The sequence below is a fragment of the Dactylosporangium sp. CS-033363 genome, from assembly GCF_050942475.1.
In the GTDB taxonomy this organism is placed as follows: Bacteria; Actinomycetota; Actinomycetes; order Mycobacteriales; family Micromonosporaceae; genus Dactylosporangium.
Genome location: NZ_CP192032.1, coordinates 8559606 through 8576566 on the forward strand (window position 1 = coordinate 8559606; position 16961 = coordinate 8576566).

A 16961-nucleotide genomic window follows, 5' to 3' on the forward strand; every position below is an offset into this window, starting at 1 on the left:
CCCCGTGCGTCCAGCAGTCGGTCCGGTCAGGTGCCGGGTCGGTCGGTGCGCCAGTCGGACCACCAGCGATCGGCGATCCGGGCCGCCAGCCGCGGCGCGATCTCCTGGTACTCCTTGTCGGACTCCCCGAGCTCGATGTCGATGAACGCCGAGGTGCGCGACCAGACCATGGTCCGGGGCAGTGACTCGTCCATGCGCGCGCCCTGCTCGGTGCGCCACTGCCGCCACAGGCCGCTCGGATGCTCCGGCGTGTATCGGGCGTTGAGCATGCTCGCGAAATAGGTCGCGCGCTGCCGTCCCGTGGGAGGCGGCGGGGGCGCCGTCGACATCGCGAGTTCGGCGGCCTTGTCCGAAAGCTCATCCGGTACCGTCGAAGGCGCCTGAAAATCCCGCGCGGCGATGTGCGCGACGAGGTCGTCGTCGGGGGCGCAACCCCGCGTGCGGAGGTAGTAGGCGGACGCGTCCTGCCACACCCACACGCCGTCGGTGCGGTAACTCAGCGGCACCGCCCGGCCGGCCGCGGGGTCGAGCGGATCGACCTCGAAGCCGGACGCGCGCAGCACGATCGGGGCCGACTCCAGGTAGCGGATCAGCGACTCCCGCTCGGCCGGGTCCACGACCCGCCGCCGGTCGGCCGAGAAGTAGGGCGAGCCGTCGTCGTCCACCGCGTCGAAGACCGCCGCGATGCGCAGCGCGGGCGTGCCGGTCACTTCTGGAACTTCTTGTCGTTGGCGTCCTCGCCGCGGGCGGTGGTGTCGGCCATCTCCACCAGGCCGGCCGCCATGTCCTTGAGGCCGTCGCGCATCTGCGGGAAGAACTCGAGCGCGTTGATCTTCGGGTCGGAGTAGTTCTTGTCGAACGCCTCGCCGTACTGGTCGCCGCCCTGGCAGTGGCCCTCGGCGCCGATGCCGTCGACCAGTGCCTGGAGCACCTCCTGCATGCGGTTGCCCAGGTCCGTGTAGGACTTGGCGGCCGTCTTCACCTGCGGCCCGTCGATCCAGTACCCGCTCATGCCGACAGCCTAGCGACAGCGGTCACTCCCGGGCGTCCCACGTCAGCCGGTCCGCGGCGGCCGGCCGCCCGAGCCGGCCTGACGAGGGCCGGGCGCCCCACGTCAGCCGGTCCGCGGCGGCCGGCCGCCCGGGCCGCCCTGACCGGGCCCGGGGCGCATGTCGCGCAGGCCCGGCATGTCCTGCGGGTCGGCCGGGAACATCTTGCTGAAGTCGAAGTCGCCGCCCATCCCCGACAGCCCGGCGACGTCCGGCATGTTCGGGGTGACCAGCTCCTGGACCCGCCGGCGCAGGTCGTCGGTGGCGGCCTTGGCCGTGGCCACGATGCTCTCGCCGAGGGTCGCCGAGTCGAGCGCCCGGAACGCCCGCGGGTTGATGTCCACGGCCGTCAGCGCGCCCCGGTGGTCGACGGTCACCTTGACCAGCTCGTCCTCGGACGTGGCGGTCGCGGTCAGCTCGGCCATCTCCCGCTGCATCCGGCCGAGGTTGTCCCGGACCTGCTTGTACTGCTGCAGCAGCTCGTCGATGTGGGCCTGATACTCAGCGCGCACGGTCGTAGCCTCCAGCGGGCGGATAGGCGGGAGCCACCGGCCGGCGGCGCGCGCGGACGATCACGATCACGGCCACCAGGACCAGCACCAGCAGCAGCCCGGCCGCCGCCGCCACGCCGACCAGGACGAATGTGGGGATGCCGCCCTTGACCCCGACCGGCGCACCCGCGGCGAGCGGCTCGGCCGACGCGCTCGCGGAGGGTGCCACCGCCGGGGCGCCGAGGGGGTTGGCGGCCACCTCGGGAACCTCGGCGGTGAGCGCCTCCAGCGGCTGGACCACGCCGAAGCCGTAGTCGGCGTCGCGGCCCGGGGTGCCGGCGTCCTTCGCCGTTCTGATCAGCCGGTTGATCACATTCGCCGCGCTGAGCTGCGGGTACTTGGCCCGGATCAGCGCCGCGACACCCGAGACGAACGCGGTCGACGCGCTGGTGCCGTCGGCCAGGCCGTAGGTGGTGGAGGACTGCGACGGGGGCATGGCCACCGGCACCTGCGTGGCCGGCGCGGCGATCACCGCGGCCGCCCCGCGCACCGAGCCCGACCAGACCTTGCCGTCGTTGCCCACGCCGGTGACCGCGACGACGCCGGGGATGCCGGCCGGCACGAGCGGCTCGGTGATGCCCAGGTTGGTGTTGCCGATGCCGGCGATCACCACGACGTCGTGGTCGAGCGCGTACTTGACGGCTTCGAGCTCGTACTGGTGGCTCTCGCCGGTGTGCCCGAGCGAGATGTTGATGACCTTGGCCCCGTGGTCGGTCGCCCACCGGATGGCCTGCGAGGTGCTCTCCGAGTTGGACTGGCCGCCGGTGATCTGGTTGGCCACCGGCAGGATCTTCGCGGCCGGCGCGATGCCGAGCATGTGCTCGTTGCTGCCGCCCTTGGCCGCGATGATGCTGGCCACGCCGGTGCCGTGGACCACGCCGGCGGCGTCGGGCCCCCACCCGTCCGCGGGCCCGCCGGGCGCGGTCGTGCCGCCGTGCTCGACCTGCCCGTCGAGGTCGGCGTGGGTCGCATAGATCGGGCTGTCGATCACGGCGACGGTCACGCCGGCACCCTTGGTGATCTGTTGGACCTGCGCGATTTTGTACGGCGTGAGGTACCACTGCGCCTCCCGCACGTTGCGCGGGGCGGCGTGCGCGGCCGTGGGCGGGACGGCGGCGGCCAGCAGCCCGGCCAGCGCGGCGACGGCGACGAGCCGGCGCCTCACTGCCGCGTCCACTGGTTGGTGTTGCCAGGCGGTGGCGGGTAGCCCGGCGGCGGTGGTGGTGGATAGCCCGGCGGCGGCGCGGGATAGGCCTGAGCGGCGGCCCGGCGCCGGCGCGCCGACGAGCGGGCGACCACGATCAGCGTGACCACCAGCGCCAGCACCAGGACGACCGGGATCGCGATCAGGAACGCCACCTTGCCCATGTCGGCCTTGGACTTCGGCACCTCGGTGGGCCCGGCGCTCGCCCCGGGCGCGGCGGCCGGCACAGCGCCGAGCGGGTTCTCGGTCACCGCGGGCACGTCGGCGGTGAGGGCGTCCAGCGGGCGTACGGTACCGAAGCCGAAGTATTTGTCCCGTCCCGGATCGCCGTTGTCCTTGGCCGTCTTGACCAGCCGGTTGATCACGTTGGCCGCGTCGAGCTGCGGGTACTTCGAGCGCACCAGCGCCACCACGCCCGACACGATCGCGGTGGCGAGGCTGGTGCCGGCGGCGAGCCCGTAGGCCGTCTTGTAGGTCCCGGTCACCGACCCGACCGACATCTGCGAGCCGGGCGCCGCGAGGACCGTCTCCGGCCCGGACGCCGAGCCGTCCCAGAAGTCGCCGTTCTGGTCGACCCCCGACACCGCGATGACGCCGGGGATGTTGGCCGGGGCGATCACGTCGCGCATGCCCTCGTCGGTGTTGCCGACGCCGGCCACGACCACGATGTCCTTCGAGACGGCGTAGCGGATCGCCTCGACCTCCTCGGCCGTGGCCTTGCCGTTGTGCCCGTTGGAGAGGTTGATGACCTTGGCGCCGTGGTCGGCCGCCCAGCGGATGCCGGCGGAGATGGTCCGCGGCGTGCCGCTGAGTCCGGTGGACGCCGCGACCGGCAGGAGCTTCGCGGCCGGGGCGATGCCGAGCATGCGGTCGTCGCCGCCGCCCTTGCCGGCGATCACGGTCGCCACCTCGGTGCCGTGCGCGCTGTCCGCGTTGTCCGGGCCCCAGCCGTTGGCCGGGCCGCCGTTGGTCGAGGTGCCCTCCAGCAACTGCCCGGCCAGGTCGCGCTGGCCCGACCAGATCGGCGAGTCGACCACGGCGATGACCACGCCGGCGCCCTTGGTGACCTGCTGCGCCTGCGCGATCTTCAGCGGGTTGAGGTACCACTGGTACTGGCGCACCGGGTCGGCCTGAGCCGGCGCGGCCCCCAGCGCCGAGCCGGCCACTCCGGCCAGGACGGCCAGGGTCGCCGCGATCGCACGGCGCACGGTCAGCCTCGTCATCCGTCCACTTCGCAATCGCTCACGTCAGCCCAGCACGGTCGGCGCGGCGTCGGTGTCGCCGCCCCACGGATCCTCGTCCTCGGTCAGCCAGGTGCCGCGCTCGTCCTCGGGGGCGTGCGCGCCCGCGCCGTGGCCGCCGCCGGGCATCATCCCGCTGCGGCCCCGGCCGGCGTTGCCCCGCCCGGCCGCCCCGGGCATCCCGCCCAGGCCCATCGGCATCGACGGCCCGCCGACCGGCCGGCCCGCGGTGGTGCCGCCCAGACCCGCGCCGGCCCCGGCCCCGAGGCCGCCCATGCCGCCGCCGACCCCGCCCAGGCCTCCGCCGCCGGTGCCCAGGTCGCCGAGCCCGCCGCCACCGGCGCCGGCCAGGCTGCTCAGCGGGTCGGCGTTCGGGTCGAAGCCGCCGGCGCCGCCCGGGTCGAACCCGGTGCCCGTGCCGGCGGTGGGGTCGAACGCGCCGACGTCGCCCGCGTGCGCGTTGGGGTCGAAGGCGCTGGACTTGAACGGGTCGCTGCCGAGGCCGCCCACGCCCGCGCCGCCGCCCCCGCCCGGGAAGGTGGTGCCGCCGGGGAAGTCCGCGCCCCGGGTGGTGATGCCGGTCGTCACGGGCTCGGGGTTGGCCGTCGTCACCGAGGACTGGTTGTAGGCGTTGTCGACGCCGTTGTAGTAGTCCTCGGCCTCCTTGGTGTACCCGAAGATCCAGTCCCCGACCTGCGAGGTGACGTGGCCGAGGGTCTCCCGGGCGATGTTGCCGAGGGTGTCCATGAAGCCGTTCTTGAACATGCCGGACTGCAGGGCGACGCTCATGTACGGCTGGCCGGAGACGGCCCCGCCGGTCAGCACGCCGTAGGCGAAGATCCCGTTGGCCGCGTCGAGCTCGGCGGCCCGGCCCTGGACCTCGTTCAGCATGTACTCCGGCACCGGCATGTTGTCCTGCGCCCACTGGAGCTTGTCCTTGGCCGACTGCAGCATCGGCCGGACCCCGCTGTTCTTGGACGCGGTCTCCTCGATCGTCTTGGCGATCTTCTCCAGCTTGGCGAAGTAGTCCTCGGCCGCCTCGCCCTTCCAGCTCTGCTTCAGGTCGTGGATGCCGTCGCGCAGGCTGTCGGCCAGGGTCTGGGCGTTGCGGTAGATCGCGCCCCACTGCCCGTCGAGCACGTCGATCGCGCCGGGCCGGCCGGCCACGCAGACCTTGGTGACCATTTCCTCCCAGTCGGCCATCAGAAGCTCCCGTCCTGCGCCGGGCTGGTGACGGCCGTGGTGGAGGTGCCGGTGCCGCTGCCGCCCTGCGAGCCCTCGTTGAAGGCCTTCTCCACCGCCTGCACGTTGAGGGTGTTGTTGTGCTCGGCGTCCTTGTAGTTCTTCACGATCGACTCGGTGGCCTTGACCGCGGCGTCGAGGGCGTGCGCGATGTCCCGGTAGGACGCGATGACCGTGTCCACGTACCGGTTGTGCTTGTTGTAGACCAGCTGCGCGCTGTCGACGCCGCCGAAGTACAGGTCGCCCTGGTTCTTCGTCAGGCTCATCGCGCCGGTCTGCATGATCAGGTGGTCCTGGACGTACTGCTTCAGGCCCTCCAGCCACGGAATGGCGCCCTCGAGCGACTTGATGTCGACCTGTGTCGGCACCCCAGTATCGGGCGTTATCGGGCGAAGCACCCTCTGGACGCCGTCGTCTCCGCTCATCGCAGCCCCTCCCCCGTGACCGTCAGCCGGTTGCCCTGCACCTTAACGCAGCCGGGCCATCCATCGACGACCCCTTGGCATTGACCGGGAAAAATATCATCGCTGCCGCGCCGACCGGTTGGTGATGCTCATGGTCTTGCCGACGACGGGGGTGAACCCGCCGCCCGGCCCGGCCTTCCCGGCGTCCTTCGCGGACCGCCCGGCCCGCCACTGCCTGGCCCGCCCGCGGCGCAGCACCGGCGCCGCGATCAGGATGAGCACCGCGACCAGCAGCAGGCCCGCGGCGACGGCACCGCCGACGCGCCGTACCGCGGCATCCGCGTCGACCCGATCCGCCGGCGCGGCCAGCTGCCCCGTGGCCGCCGGTCCCGGGGTGCGCACGGTGCGGAACACCGCCGCGACCGCCTGGTAGGGGTTGACCACGCCGTACCCGACCTGCTCGTTGTGCCCCTGCGGCGGGTGGTCGGCCGTGCTGCGGATCCGGTCGGAGACCTCGGTCGCGGTCAGATCCGGGTTGTACGCCCTGATCAGCGCGGCCACCCCGGACACGTACGCGGCCGCGAAACTGGTCCCGCCCTCCTCGAGCAGCCCGTAGCCCCCGCCCCGCGGCGCCGGCCCGATGATCTCCATGCCCGGGGCCGCCACGTCGACGTACTCCCCGGTGCTCGACGTGCTCACCCGCTGGTCCTGCCGATCCACCCCGGCGACCGCGATGACGCCGGGATAGGCGGCCGGGAAGATCGGCTGCCCGTCGTTGGCCCCGCCGCCCTCGTTCCCGGCCGCGGCCACCACCACGATCTTGTGGTCGATCGCCGACCTCACCGCGTCGGCCAGCTCCTGCGTGGGGTTGCGAATCTGCAGCGAGAGGTTGATCACCTGCACGTTGGCCGCGACCGCGTCCCGGATCGCCTGCGCCACGATCGCCGGCTCCCGCGGATCGTTCGTGTTCTTCCCGGCCAGCACCCGCAGCGGCAGGATCTTCGCGTCCGGCGCGATCCCGGAGAACGTCGCGTCGGGCGAGTCCTTCCCGGCAATGATCGCGGCGACCACGGTCCCGTGCCCGACCGCGTCGCACGTCGGATCGGTCCCTCCCTGCGTGTAGTCCTTCCCGGCGAGCACCTTCCCGGCGAGCTTGGGATGCTGGTCGGACACCCCGGAGTCGATGACGGCCACGGTGACCCCGCCGCCGCGCGAGAGCTGCCAGGCGTTCCCCGGCTGCAGCCGCAACAGCGGCCACGGCGTCTCGGTGAGCTGATCGGAGCGCGACTGCCCGCAGTTGTTGGCCGCGTACAGCAGCGCGGGCCCGGCGAACGCGGGCGCCGCCGAACCGGCCACCACCAGCACCATGGCAGTGACAACCGTCAACACAGAGGCGCGCCGCACGCCCGAAAGCGTACCGGCACGCCCCTCGATGCGTGACCCGCCTCGTGCGAGGATCGTCGAGCGGCTGAACAACGGCGTGTCCCTGGCCGGCAGCCTCAAGCAGGAGGGCGCCGGCGCAGCGCTGACAAGCCGAACCACGCCGCCGCCACCACCGGGGCGTACGCCAGCAGGGCGACCAGCAGGCCCCACCAGAACCGCACGGTGCCCGCCCCGCCCGCGAAGCCGAGAAGCGCCCATCGCCCCACGTCCACCAGCAGCGGCCCGTAGTACAGCGCGAGGTACGCCGCGGCCAGGGGGTACCCCACCAGGCGGACCCAGCGGAACCACGATCCCACCCGCACGTCGCGCGGGGCCGCCGCGGCCAGTTCGGCCTGCCCCGCGGCATCGAGGCGGCCAGCAGCGCGGCGCAGCAGCAGGGACGACACCCGCCAGAGGTCGTGGCAGCCGGTGGCGGTGACCAGCACGCCGTACAGGTCGGTGCGCAGGAACACCATGCACTGCCAGAGCATGCCGGCGACCACGGCGTACACCATCGCCGGCACGGGAACCACCGGACCCGCCGCCAGCTGTACGCCCAGCAGGACCGCCAGCACCACCCCGTCCACGGCCAGGCCGGCGAGCTGCGGCCCGTAGCGGCGCCGGCGCGGGACGCTCCACAGCTGGGACAGGTCGGTCTCGAAGACCAGGAAGAACAGCCGCCGGTCGACGCCGAAGCGGCTGCGCAGCCCCAGGGCCCGCGCGGCCAGCCAGTGCCCCACCTCGTGCAGGGCGACCAGGGCGTACCCGATCGGCAGCAGGATCAGCAGCGAAGTCCCCAGCTCGCCGGTCGTCGACAGCACGTCGCTCGGGCGCGGCCACAGGTCGGGCCGGAGCGCGAAACAGGCGACGGCGAACGCGGCGGCCGCGGCGTACCCGCACCACGCCGCGGCCGAGAACAGCGGGCGGACGAGGGCCGGCGGCGGCCCGCCCGTCCATCCGCGTTGCTGGACCGGGGCGGTCGCCGGGAGTACCGGTGCCGCGTCCGCAGTTTCGACGAAGCCCAGGTCGGTCAGGGCGGTCACGAAGTCGGCCAGATCCACCGGCTCACCGGCGAACTCGGCCGCGCGGGCAGCCGCCTCGTCCAGGGTCGCGCCGTCGAGCAGGGCGCGCACCACCACGCCCCCGACCGGCGGGACGGCGACGAACGTGCCGCGCTCCGGGTCGCCGATCAGGACCTCGTCGCCCTCCTCGACGACCGAGAGCGGGCGCAGGCGCAGTGTGGCGGTCACGGCGCGCACACCGGGCAGGCGGGGTCGCGCGGCCACGCCTCGCGGCGCTGGGTGCAGCCGCCGGCGATGTCGATCAGGACCTCGGCGCCGGCCACGTACGGCGGCTCGTAGCCGGTCAGGTACCGCAGCGCCTCGAACGCGACCAGCGAGCCGACCAGCGCCGCGGCCGGGCCGTTGGCGCGGTTGAGGCTCGGCACGCGCGCGCTGAGGCGCTGGGCCGTCACCGCGGCCGGAGCCAGGGCCGTGGCCTCGGCGCCGCGGCCGTCGCCGTACGCACGGACGCGGCACGCCACGCACGCGCTGCGGCCCGGGTCGACGGAGTAGTAGATGAGCTGGGATCCGGTCATGCCGCCGCGGACGTGTGGGACGCCGGCGGCCACGCACGCCGCGTTGACCCAGGCGTCGATGTGCTCGCCCTGGTCGATGCCGGACACGACGACGTCGACGCCGGGCAGGAGGTCGGCGAGGTCGGCCGGGCCGCCGATCCAGCGCCGGACGGTGCGCACGTCGATGGCGGGGTTGGCGGCGCGGACCCACGCGGCGGCGCGCTCGACCTTGGGGGTGCCGAGGTCGGCTTCGCGGTACAGGAACTGCCGGGCCAGGTTCCGCGGCTCGACCACGTCGTCGTCCAGGATGGTGATCCGCCCGACGCCGAGCCCGGCCAGGCTCTGCAGGACGTTGGAGCCCAGCCCGCCGGCCCCGAGCTGCAGCACGTGCGCGCCCCGGACGCGGGCCAGCAGGTCGGCGTCGCTGCGCTCCAGCGAGGCGAACAGGTCGAAGAAGGCGAGGTTGCTGAAGTCGCGCCCGGCGCTCTCCCGGTCGGCCGAGCGGTCCGGATCGCACAGGATCCGCAGGCCGTCGAGGGCGGCCAGGGCGTCCGCCAGCTCGTCCGGGGTGACCTCGACGCCGTCGGCGGCCAGGGCCGCGCGCAGCTCGCCGGCGGTGCCGGGGTGGTCGCGCAGGACGGTGAGCAGCCGCTCCACCTGCCCCTCGGGGTCGCCGAGCTCGATCGCGCGGCTGGGGTCGCACACCAGCAGCAGCCCGTCGCCCGACCGCTCCCACGCACACTGCTTCAGGCCGATTCGCATCGTCGATGTCCCCCCACAGCGGACGGCCGCCCGGAAGCCCCCGGACGGCCGCTCCCGTCAGATCAGCAGTGCGAGTTCCCGGTCGACTTCACCGACTCCACCGTGCGGATTTCGATCTTCATCCCCGTCACCTCCTCCGCTCGACGACCTCCAGCGTGGCCGGGGCCGCTGCGAAAACGCTGCGATGGGCCTACTACGGCCGTAGCGCGGTGATAGGCGCCCAGCTCAGAGGTTGCGCAGGCCGATCAGGACGCGCTCCAGGAGGCTGTCCTCGGCCTCGACCGGCTCGTGCAGGGTCAGCAGGCCGTCGGTGATCATGTCGGCGACGAGGACGCGGGCCACCCCGAGCGGCACGCGCAGGCTCGCCGCGATCTCGGCCAGCGACTGCGGGCGGTCCGTGCAGAGGTTCGCGATGAGGCGTTGGTCGCGCCCGGCGTACCGGCTCGCCTCGATCCCCCGCCGCATGGTCAGCATCAGGGCCTCGATCGCGATCTCGTGCGCGGGCTCCGTGCGGCCCTTGGTCACGGCGTAAGGACGCACGAGCGCCCCCCGCGGATCCTCCTCGCCGTGCACCATGCCGCGCTACCCGGCGACGCTCTCGCGCGGCGGTGCGACCAGCGACTTGCCGACCCTTTCCACGAGCAAGGCCATCTCGTACCCGACGTGCCCCACATCGCACGCCCGCGCGGCCAGCACCACCAGTGAGGAGCCGTCGCTGATCGCCATGAGGATCAGGTACCCGGCCTCCATGTGCACGATCGTCTGCCGCACCCGCCCGCCCTCGAAGTGCCGCGCGGCACCGTCGGTGAGGCTGACCAGCCCGGCCGTGATCGACGCGAGCTGCTCGGCCCGGTCCGGCGGCAGGTCCCCGGTGGCCGCCAGCAGCAGCCCGTCGGACGAGACGGCGATGACGTGCGCCACCCCCTCCAGCGGCCGGGCGAAGCTGTCCAGCAGCCAGCTCAGGCTCTCCAGTGCCCCCGGACCCGTCATCCGCGCTTCTCCTCCGTCGGCTGGGCGGGGCCGGGCACGGCGCCGCCGGCCTGGCGTCCGCGCTGGACTCCCCGTTGGTACGACGACAAAAGCCCGCGCAGTTCCTCCGCGCTCGGGCGCTTGAGCTTGGCCGGCCGCTCGGGCACGCCGCCGGGCACGAGCTGGGCCTGGGGCGAGCGGACGGGCAGCCCGGAATCGGTGCGCGCCTCGATGCGCGGCTCCTGCGCGGCCGCCGCGGCGCGCCACCCCGCATCGGCCCGCGTCCGCCACATGCCCGCGTTCCCGTTCCCCGTGCCGTTGCCGTTCGCGGCAGCCGGGCGCGGCGCGGACGGCCGCGACCCGGTCATCACGCTGTGCCCGCGCTCGTGGAACCACGTCTCCTCGACCGACCGGAAGATCGGCAACTCGGTCGTGTCGTCCTCCTCCGCGGCCGGCGCGGGACCGGGCGCGGAAACCGGAGCCGAGGCCGGCAGGAGCGACGGCGCATGCGAAACCCGCGGGCGCTGCGGAAGAGCGGCACGCCGCTCCTCGGGCCGCAGCACGAGCGCGTCCGCGGGCAGCATGACCTCCGCGACGGTACCCCCGCCCGGGTTCTCCCCCAGCCGCACGACGATCCGGTGCCGCGCCGCGAGCCGCCCGACCACCGCGATCCCCATCAGCCGGAACGCCCCGGCGTCGACCGGCGCCGGCTCGGCCAGCCGCCGGTTGAACCCCGGCAGCGACTCGGGCGCGATCCCGATCCCCCGGTCCTCGATCCGCACCATCGTGCGGTCGCCGAGCCGCAGCCCCGACACCAGCACCGGCGCGTGCGGCGGCGAGAACCGGGTCGCGTTGTCCAGCAGCTCGGCGAGCAGCCGCACCACGTCGTTGACGGCCGGCGCCGCGACGAACACCCCGCCGTCGACCTCGGCGAACTCGACCCGCTCGTACAGCTCGATCTCCGACTGCGCGGCCCGGATCGCGTCCACCAGCGGCGCGTCCTGCCGCCGCGGCGGCGCGGTGTCGGCCCCGGCGAGCACCAGCACGTTCTCGTCGTTGCGGCGCATCCGGGTGGCGAGGTGGTCGAGCTGGAACAGCTGGGCCAGCCGCTTCGGGTCCTCCTCGCCGCGCTCGATCCGGTCGAGCTGGCCGATCATCCGGTCGACCAGGGTCTGGCTGCGCCGGGCCAGGCTGAGGAACATCGCCGAGACGCTGTTGCGCAGCACCGCCTGCTCGGCCGCGACCCGGACCGCCTCGCGGTGCACGGTGTCGAACGCGCGCACCACCTCGCCGATCTCGTCGCGGCTGTCGAACCCGGCCGGGCCGCGGACCTGGTCGGCGATGTCCTGCGGGGAGCGCTCGTCCATGGTCCGGGCGTCGCGCAGCCGCAGCACCAGCTCGGGCAGGTCGTGCTCGGCCACCTCGAGCGCGGTCAGCCGCAGCCGGCGCAGCGAGCGGACCATCGAGCGGGCGGTGACCACGGCCAGGCCGGCCACCAGGGCCAGCACCGCGAAGAGCACGGCGGACTCCAGGACGACCTGCCGGCGTACCCCGCTGCCGATCGCCGCCGCGTCCCCCACCAGCTGCTCGTCGAGGCGGGCCTCGGTCCAGCGCATCAGGTCGTTCACCGCGCCGAACACGGCCACGGCGTCGTCGGCGTCCACAGTGGCCGGTTGGCCGACCGAGCGCTGCAGGGTGCTGGTGAGGTCGTCGGCCATCTGGGTCGCGTCGCCGGCGATGGCCGCCTCGACGATGCGGCGCTGGGGCACGGTGGCCGACAGCGAGAACGCGACGAACGCCTCCTGCTGGCCGGTGAGCGTGGCCAGCAGCGCGGCGAGCTGGTGGGCGTCGAGCGAGCCGGTCTTGAGCGCGGCGAAGCTGACCGCCTCCTGCTCCGAGACGAGCGCCTTGGCCTTGGAGAACGCCGCGGCCGCGCGCAGCTCGTCGGCGAGGGTCTGGTCGGTGCGGACCTGGGCCACGGCCTCGCGGTACGAGACGAGGTCGTCGGCGACGACGCCGTAGCGCAGCAGCACCTCGGCCACCGAGATTCCCTGCCGGGTGCCGACGTCCTTGCGGATCGCCGCGAGCACGTCGAGCTGGTCGTCGATGCGGTTCAGCCGGTCCCGCACGCCGGCCGGGGCGCCGCCGAGCGCGTCGCGGCGCTCGACGTAGCCGGCGATCGCGGCGTCGGTCCGCACGATCTGCCGGTTGTACGCCTCGGCCTTGGCGTCGGGCGAGGACAGCAGCGCGGCGGCGGCCATCCGCTCGAGGTGCACCTCCTGGGCGAGCGCGGAGACGTCGGCCGAGAGCCGGGTCAGCGCGCCGACCGCGTCCGCGTCGCCGGCCCGGGCGCTCGCGTCGTGCAGGCGCAGCGCGGCCAGGGTGACGATGGCCAGCAGCGGGACGAGCAGGATCAGGCCGAGCTTGGAGCGGATGCGGGCGTTGGCCAGCCGGGGTGCGCGAAACCGCCACCCGCCGGCCGGCCTCTTCGATCCGGGCATGCGCAAAGCCTCCGCGTGCTCGTGGTCGCCTATGACGTCCCGGCGGATGCGACGGCGCAGGACACGGCATTCCACCATGAATGGCCGCACCACGGGAACCCTCTCGGTGCCACTGAGTAGATCAATATGCGGGGACTGGGTAATCGCAACCGCGGCGCGTATTAAAGACCCTCTTGACCCCCTCCGTACGAGTTGGCAAGGTGTGCATCCGAATGCACCGCCGAATCGATCGAGGGGAATCGACTTGCGACGCCGGCGCTTTCTCGCGGCGATGACGGCGGTGCCGGCATTGGCCCTGGGTGCATGCACAGTGGCGAATGCCAACGACCGCCCGGACATCCTCGTGGCGGCCAGTTTGGAACTTTCCGGCGGGGCCTCCGACATCGGTGTCGCCTATCAACGGGCACTCGAACTGCGCGCCGAACAGATCAATGCGAGCGGGCTGCTCGGCGGGCGGAAGCTCAGCGTGAAGGTGCAGGACAACCGGGGCGACCCGGCGACCGCGCTGACCCAGATCACCGCCTTCGCGGCGGACCCGGCGGTGACCGCGATCATCACCGGGACGTGCGCCGACTGCGCGAGCGGGGCGGCCAAGGTGATCGACGAGCGGCGGGTGCCGACGATCGCGCTGACGCCGGTCGCCGACGTCATCGCGCCGCCGGCCGAGCGCCGCTACGTGTTCCGGCTGGCCCCGGGGGCCGACGACGACGCGTCGCTGCTGGTCGGCGAGCTGGGCCGGGCCGGGCAGCGCAAGGTCGGGCTGCTCGCGGCCGACGACGCCTACGGCCGGTCCGGCGCCGACGCCCTGACCCGCGAGGCGGGCAAGATCGGGGCGAAGGTGGTGGGCCGCGGGCAGTACGCGCTCGGCGAGTCCGACCTGAGCAAGGCGGCCCGCGCGGCGCTGACCGGCGGCCCGGACGCGGTGGTGGTCTACGGCTACCCGGTCCAGGCGGCCCTCGCGGTCGGAGCGGTCCGCGCGGCCGGCTACCACGGCCAGGTCTACCTCGACGCGGTCGCGGCGGGCGAGCTCTTCCTCGGCGAGCAGTTCGGCGCCGACGCCACCGCGCTGGTCTTCACGCCCACCCTGGCCATCGACGACGTGATCGCCACGACGCCCGCGAAGGCGGCGCGGCGGCAGTGGTTCCAGGACTACACGTCGCGCTACGGCACCTATCACGGGCACGCCTCGTTCGCGGCGGACGCCCTGCAGCTCATCGCGAATGCGGCCGCCCAGTCCGGCTCGATCGACGGCGCGACCCTGCGAGCCCGCCTGGAAACCGTACAGGCGGACGGCCTGAGCGGCTCCATTCGATTTACGCCCGACAATCATTCCGGCCTCACACCGCAATCCCTGGCGATGCTCGAGGCGCGCGGCGGCCGGTGGCGCCTGCTCGGCTAGACCAGCTTTCCACACCACTGATTTGGGGGTCAGGCAGTGAGACGGTACCGCGCATTCCTGGTTTCGGCACTTACCGTTTTCTTGATCGGCGCGGCCGGGTGCTCGTCGGATTCCAAGCCGGAGTCCGCGGCCGCCGGCGGCGAGAAGCCGCTGGACAAGGTCACGTATCTGACGGCATTCGGCGCGGTCGGCCGCGACGCGTTCGCCTTCGTCGCCCAGGAGAAGGGGTGGTTCAAGGAGGCCGGGATCGACGTCAACATCCAGCTCGGCGCGGCCACCGGCGAGAACCTCAAGGGCCTCGCGTCCGGGCAGGCCCAGTTCGCCCAGCTCGACCTCATCGGGGCGTGGATTCTCGCGGGCAAGGGCGAGTACAAGGACTTCCGCACCATCGCCGCGATCCACCAGCAGACCCTGGTGTCGATCGTCGCGCTGGACGGCTCCGGCATCAGCGCGCCCAAGGACCTGGAGGGCAAGAAGCTCGGCGCGGCCACCGGCTCGGTGAACCAGCTGCTGTTCCCCGGCTACGCCAAGCTGGCCGGCATCGACGCCACCAAGATCCAGTGGGTCAACGCGCAGCCCGCCCAGCTCCCGGCGCTGCTGGCCGGCGGGCAGGTGCAGGCGCTGAGCACGTTCCTGATCGGCGTCAAGGGCATCGAGAAGGCGGCCGGCGGCAAGAAGACCGTGGTCCTGCCCTACAGCAAGTACCTCGGCGACCTGTACGGCAACGGCCTCATCACCACCGCGAAGATCGCCAAGGAGAACCCGGACCTCGCCAAGCGGTTCCGCGACGCCGCACTCAAGGGCCTGCAGTACACGATCGAGCACCCGGACGAGGCCGCGCAGATCCTCAAGAAGGCCCAGCCGGCCGCCGACGTCACCGCCGCCGTCGGCGAGATCACGCTGATGAAGCCCTATGTCACCTCCGGCAGCGGGCTGGGCGTGATGGAGCAGGAGCGGGTCGCCCGGGCCATCGCCACGCTGCAGGCCTCCGAGCTCATCCCGGCCGGCCTGACCCCGGACTCCGTCGTGGACTTCTCCCTGACCCCGAAGGCCTGAACGATGACCACTTCGACCGAGCCGGGGCCGTCGCGGTACTCCTTCGACAACGACGACCCGGAGTCCGTCGGCCGGCACAGCCACCTCTCGGACATCCTCGACCCGCACACGTTCGCGCGGCTCGGCGCGCTCGGCGACCTGACCGGCAAGCGCTGCCTGGAGGTGGGTGCGGGCGGCGGCAGCGTCGCCCGCCGGCTGGCCGAGCTGGCGGGACCGGGCGGCGACGTCCTGGCCACCGACCTCAACGTGCGGCACCTGCCGACCGGCGCCGGGTTCCGGGTGCTGCGCCACGACCTGGTGTCGGAGCCGGTGCCGGACGGGCCGTGGGACGTCATCCACGCCCGGATGGTCCTGCTGCACATCCCGCAGCGCGAGGAGGTGGTCGCCCGGCTGGTGGCCGCCCTGGCTCCCGGCGGCGCGCTGGTGATCGAGGACTGGGCGACGGAGTTCGGCCGGCTGTGCCTGGCCGCGCCGGACGAGGCGATGGCGGCGCTGATCGAGGAGTACCGCGACACCCTCGTGAACCGGGTGCTGCCGGCCCGCGGCAACGACCCGACCTGGGCCGCGCGGGTGCACGCGACGATGCTGGCGCACGGGCTGACCGACGTCGACACCGAGGTCAACGCCGCCTCCTGGCCCGGCGGCAGCCCCGGCGCCGTCCTGCTCGCGGTCAACGTGGCCCAGCTGCGCGACGACTTCATCGCGGCCGGGTTCACCGAGGAGAAGATCCAGCGGTTGTACTCCGCTGTGCGCGACCCGCGCCTCGTCGTGCGCAGCCACTTCATGTACTCCACGATCGGCCGCCATGCCTGAACAGCGCGCCGCGCCCCGGTGGACCGGCCTGGCCCTGCCCCTCGCCGGGGCAGCGGTCGCGGTCGGCCTGTGGTGGGGCGCGACCGCGGTGTTCGGCATCCGCTCGTTCTTCCTGCCCTCGCCCCCGGACGTGGTGGCGTCGTTCCGGGCCCAGCCGGAGTACCTGCTCACGGAGGCCTGGGCGACGCTGCAGGAGACGCTGGCGGGGTTCCTGATCGCGCTGGCCGCCGGGCTGCTCATCGCGATGCTGCTGACCATGTCCAGCACCGTCGAGCGGGCCACCCTGCCGCTGCTCGTCGCGCTCAACTCGATCCCCAAGGTCGCGCTCGCGCCGCTGCTGATCGTGTGGCTCGGGTACGGACCGGCCCCGAAGATCGTGATGATCGTGCTGATCAGCTTCTTCCCGATCGTGGTGTCGGCCGCCGCCGGGCTGTCGTCGACCCCGGCCGACCTCGGCGAGCTCGCGACCTCGCTCTCGGCGTCGTGGTGGCAGGCGTACCTCAAGGTCCGCCTGCCCTGGGCGCTGCCGCAGGTGTTCGTCGGGCTCAAGCTCGGCATCTCGCTGGCCGTGATCGGCGCGGTGGTGGCCGAGATCAGCAGCCCCAACGGCGGGCTCGGGGCCGTCGTCGTACTGTCCGGCAGCTCGCTGGACACCCCGCTCGCGTTCGCCGCCATCACGCTCCTGGCGATCCTGAGCATCGTGCTGTTCTACCTCGTCGTGGGCCTGGAGCGGCTGCTGCTGCCCTGGGCGCGGGCGATCACCGCGTGAGGC

17 protein-coding genes are annotated in these 16961 nt (G+C 73.3%); 4 read left to right on the top strand and 13 right to left on the bottom strand.

Annotation, left to right across the window (positions count from 1 at the left end; translation table 11 throughout):
- Positions 1-26: 26 nt before the first annotated feature.
- The 13 genes from ACQPZ4_RS39340 to ACQPZ4_RS39400 form a co-directional block, all read right to left on the bottom strand.
- Complete coding sequence (locus tag ACQPZ4_RS39340) at positions 27-710, bottom strand: hypothetical protein (protein ID WP_433047855.1); 684 nt, start codon at positions 708-710, stop codon at positions 27-29.
- The gene (locus ACQPZ4_RS39345) at positions 707-1012 is read right to left on the bottom strand and encodes a hypothetical protein (protein ID WP_433047858.1); all 306 of its coding nucleotides are present in this window, start codon (positions 1010-1012) and stop codon (positions 707-709) included. The genes ACQPZ4_RS39340 and ACQPZ4_RS39345 overlap by 4 nt, the downstream gene beginning before the upstream one ends.
- Before the next feature lie 102 nt (positions 1013-1114).
- Positions 1115-1561 (bottom strand): YbaB/EbfC family nucleoid-associated protein, encoded by a 447-nt coding sequence (locus tag ACQPZ4_RS39350; RefSeq protein ID WP_433047861.1) that lies wholly within the window; start codon positions 1559-1561, stop codon positions 1115-1117.
- The gene (locus tag ACQPZ4_RS39355; RefSeq protein ID WP_433047864.1) at positions 1551-2765 is read right to left on the bottom strand and encodes a S8 family serine peptidase; all 1215 of its coding nucleotides are present in this window, start codon (positions 2763-2765) and stop codon (positions 1551-1553) included. Before ACQPZ4_RS39355 ends, ACQPZ4_RS39350 begins: the two co-directional genes overlap by 11 nt.
- Positions 2762-4027, bottom strand: coding sequence for a S8 family serine peptidase (locus tag ACQPZ4_RS39360; RefSeq protein ID WP_433047867.1), 1266 nt, complete (start codon positions 4025-4027; stop codon positions 2762-2764). The genes ACQPZ4_RS39355 and ACQPZ4_RS39360 overlap by 4 nt, the downstream gene beginning before the upstream one ends.
- 24 nt (positions 4028-4051) lie before the next feature.
- Positions 4052-5248, bottom strand: coding sequence for a WXG100 family type VII secretion target (locus tag ACQPZ4_RS39365; protein ID WP_433047870.1), 1197 nt, complete (start codon positions 5246-5248; stop codon positions 4052-4054).
- Positions 5248-5655, bottom strand: a complete 408-nt coding sequence (locus ACQPZ4_RS39370) for a hypothetical protein (protein WP_433047873.1) — start codon at positions 5653-5655, stop codon at positions 5248-5250. The genes ACQPZ4_RS39365 and ACQPZ4_RS39370 overlap by 1 nt, the downstream gene beginning before the upstream one ends.
- A gap of 153 nt (positions 5656-5808) precedes the next feature.
- A complete protein-coding gene (gene mycP, locus ACQPZ4_RS39375; protein ID WP_433047876.1) occupies positions 5809-7059 on the bottom strand; it encodes a type VII secretion-associated serine protease mycosin in 1251 nt (416 codons plus the stop codon).
- 131 nt (positions 7060-7190) lie between these two features.
- Positions 7191-8363, bottom strand: a complete 1173-nt coding sequence (locus tag ACQPZ4_RS39380) for a hypothetical protein (protein ID WP_433047879.1) — start codon at positions 8361-8363, stop codon at positions 7191-7193.
- On the bottom strand, positions 8360-9451 hold the full coding sequence (locus tag ACQPZ4_RS39385) for a HesA/MoeB/ThiF family protein (protein WP_433047882.1): 1092 nt from the start codon (positions 9449-9451) through the stop codon (positions 8360-8362). Before ACQPZ4_RS39385 ends, ACQPZ4_RS39380 begins: the two co-directional genes overlap by 4 nt.
- Before the next feature lie 225 nt (positions 9452-9676).
- A complete protein-coding gene (locus ACQPZ4_RS39390; protein WP_433047885.1) occupies positions 9677-10027 on the bottom strand; it encodes a DUF742 domain-containing protein in 351 nt (116 codons plus the stop codon).
- A gap of 6 nt (positions 10028-10033) precedes the next feature.
- The gene (locus ACQPZ4_RS39395) at positions 10034-10441 is read right to left on the bottom strand and encodes a roadblock/LC7 domain-containing protein (protein ID WP_433047888.1); all 408 of its coding nucleotides are present in this window, start codon (positions 10439-10441) and stop codon (positions 10034-10036) included.
- Entirely contained in the window at positions 10438-12921 is a 2484-nt protein-coding gene (locus ACQPZ4_RS39400) for a sensor histidine kinase (protein ID WP_433047891.1), read from the bottom strand. The genes ACQPZ4_RS39395 and ACQPZ4_RS39400 overlap by 4 nt, the downstream gene beginning before the upstream one ends.
- A gap of 271 nt (positions 12922-13192) precedes the next feature.
- Here ACQPZ4_RS39400 and ACQPZ4_RS39405 point away from each other — a divergent pair, with 271 nt between their 5' ends.
- From ACQPZ4_RS39405 to ACQPZ4_RS39420, 4 genes are read left to right on the top strand one after another with little or no spacing between them, the layout of a single operon-like run.
- Positions 13193-14320: an ABC transporter substrate-binding protein gene (locus ACQPZ4_RS39405; protein ID WP_433066832.1), complete on the top strand. Its 1128-nt coding sequence runs from the start codon at positions 13193-13195 to the stop codon at positions 14318-14320.
- A gap of 36 nt (positions 14321-14356) precedes the next feature.
- Positions 14357-15376: an ABC transporter substrate-binding protein gene (locus ACQPZ4_RS39410; RefSeq protein ID WP_433047894.1), complete on the top strand. Its 1020-nt coding sequence runs from the start codon at positions 14357-14359 to the stop codon at positions 15374-15376.
- 3 nt (positions 15377-15379) lie between these two features.
- On the top strand, positions 15380-16189 hold the full coding sequence (locus ACQPZ4_RS39415) for a class I SAM-dependent methyltransferase (RefSeq protein WP_433047897.1): 810 nt from the start codon (positions 15380-15382) through the stop codon (positions 16187-16189).
- On the top strand, positions 16182-16958 hold the full coding sequence (locus tag ACQPZ4_RS39420; RefSeq protein WP_433047900.1) for an ABC transporter permease: 777 nt from the start codon (positions 16182-16184) through the stop codon (positions 16956-16958). The genes ACQPZ4_RS39415 and ACQPZ4_RS39420 overlap by 8 nt, the downstream gene beginning before the upstream one ends.
- Positions 16959-16961: the final 3 nt, after the last annotated feature.

Coding starts and splice junctions, on each gene's coding strand:
- ACQPZ4_RS39420 (WP_433047900.1), top strand. CDS start 16,182: ATGCCTGAACAGCGCGCCGCGCCCCGGTGGACCGGCCTGGCCCTGCCC.
- ACQPZ4_RS39360 (WP_433047867.1), bottom strand. CDS start 4,027: ATGACGAGGCTGACCGTGCGCCGTGCGATCGCGGCGACCCTGGCCGTC.
- ACQPZ4_RS39385 (WP_433047882.1), bottom strand. CDS start 9,451: ATGCGAATCGGCCTGAAGCAGTGTGCGTGGGAGCGGTCGGGCGACGGG.
- ACQPZ4_RS39415 (WP_433047897.1), top strand. CDS start 15,380: ATGACCACTTCGACCGAGCCGGGGCCGTCGCGGTACTCCTTCGACAAC.
- ACQPZ4_RS39345 (WP_433047858.1), bottom strand. CDS start 1,012: ATGAGCGGGTACTGGATCGACGGGCCGCAGGTGAAGACGGCCGCCAAG.
- ACQPZ4_RS39390 (WP_433047885.1), bottom strand. CDS start 10,027: ATGGTGCACGGCGAGGAGGATCCGCGGGGGGCGCTCGTGCGTCCTTAC.
- ACQPZ4_RS39405 (WP_433066832.1), top strand. CDS start 13,193: ATGACGGCGGTGCCGGCATTGGCCCTGGGTGCATGCACAGTGGCGAAT.
- mycP (WP_433047876.1), bottom strand. CDS start 7,059: ATGGTGCTGGTGGTGGCCGGTTCGGCGGCGCCCGCGTTCGCCGGGCCC.
- ACQPZ4_RS39365 (WP_433047870.1), bottom strand. CDS start 5,248: ATGGCCGACTGGGAGGAAATGGTCACCAAGGTCTGCGTGGCCGGCCGG.
- ACQPZ4_RS39395 (WP_433047888.1), bottom strand. CDS start 10,441: ATGACGGGTCCGGGGGCACTGGAGAGCCTGAGCTGGCTGCTGGACAGC.
- ACQPZ4_RS39400 (WP_433047891.1), bottom strand. CDS start 12,921: ATGCCCGGATCGAAGAGGCCGGCCGGCGGGTGGCGGTTTCGCGCACCC.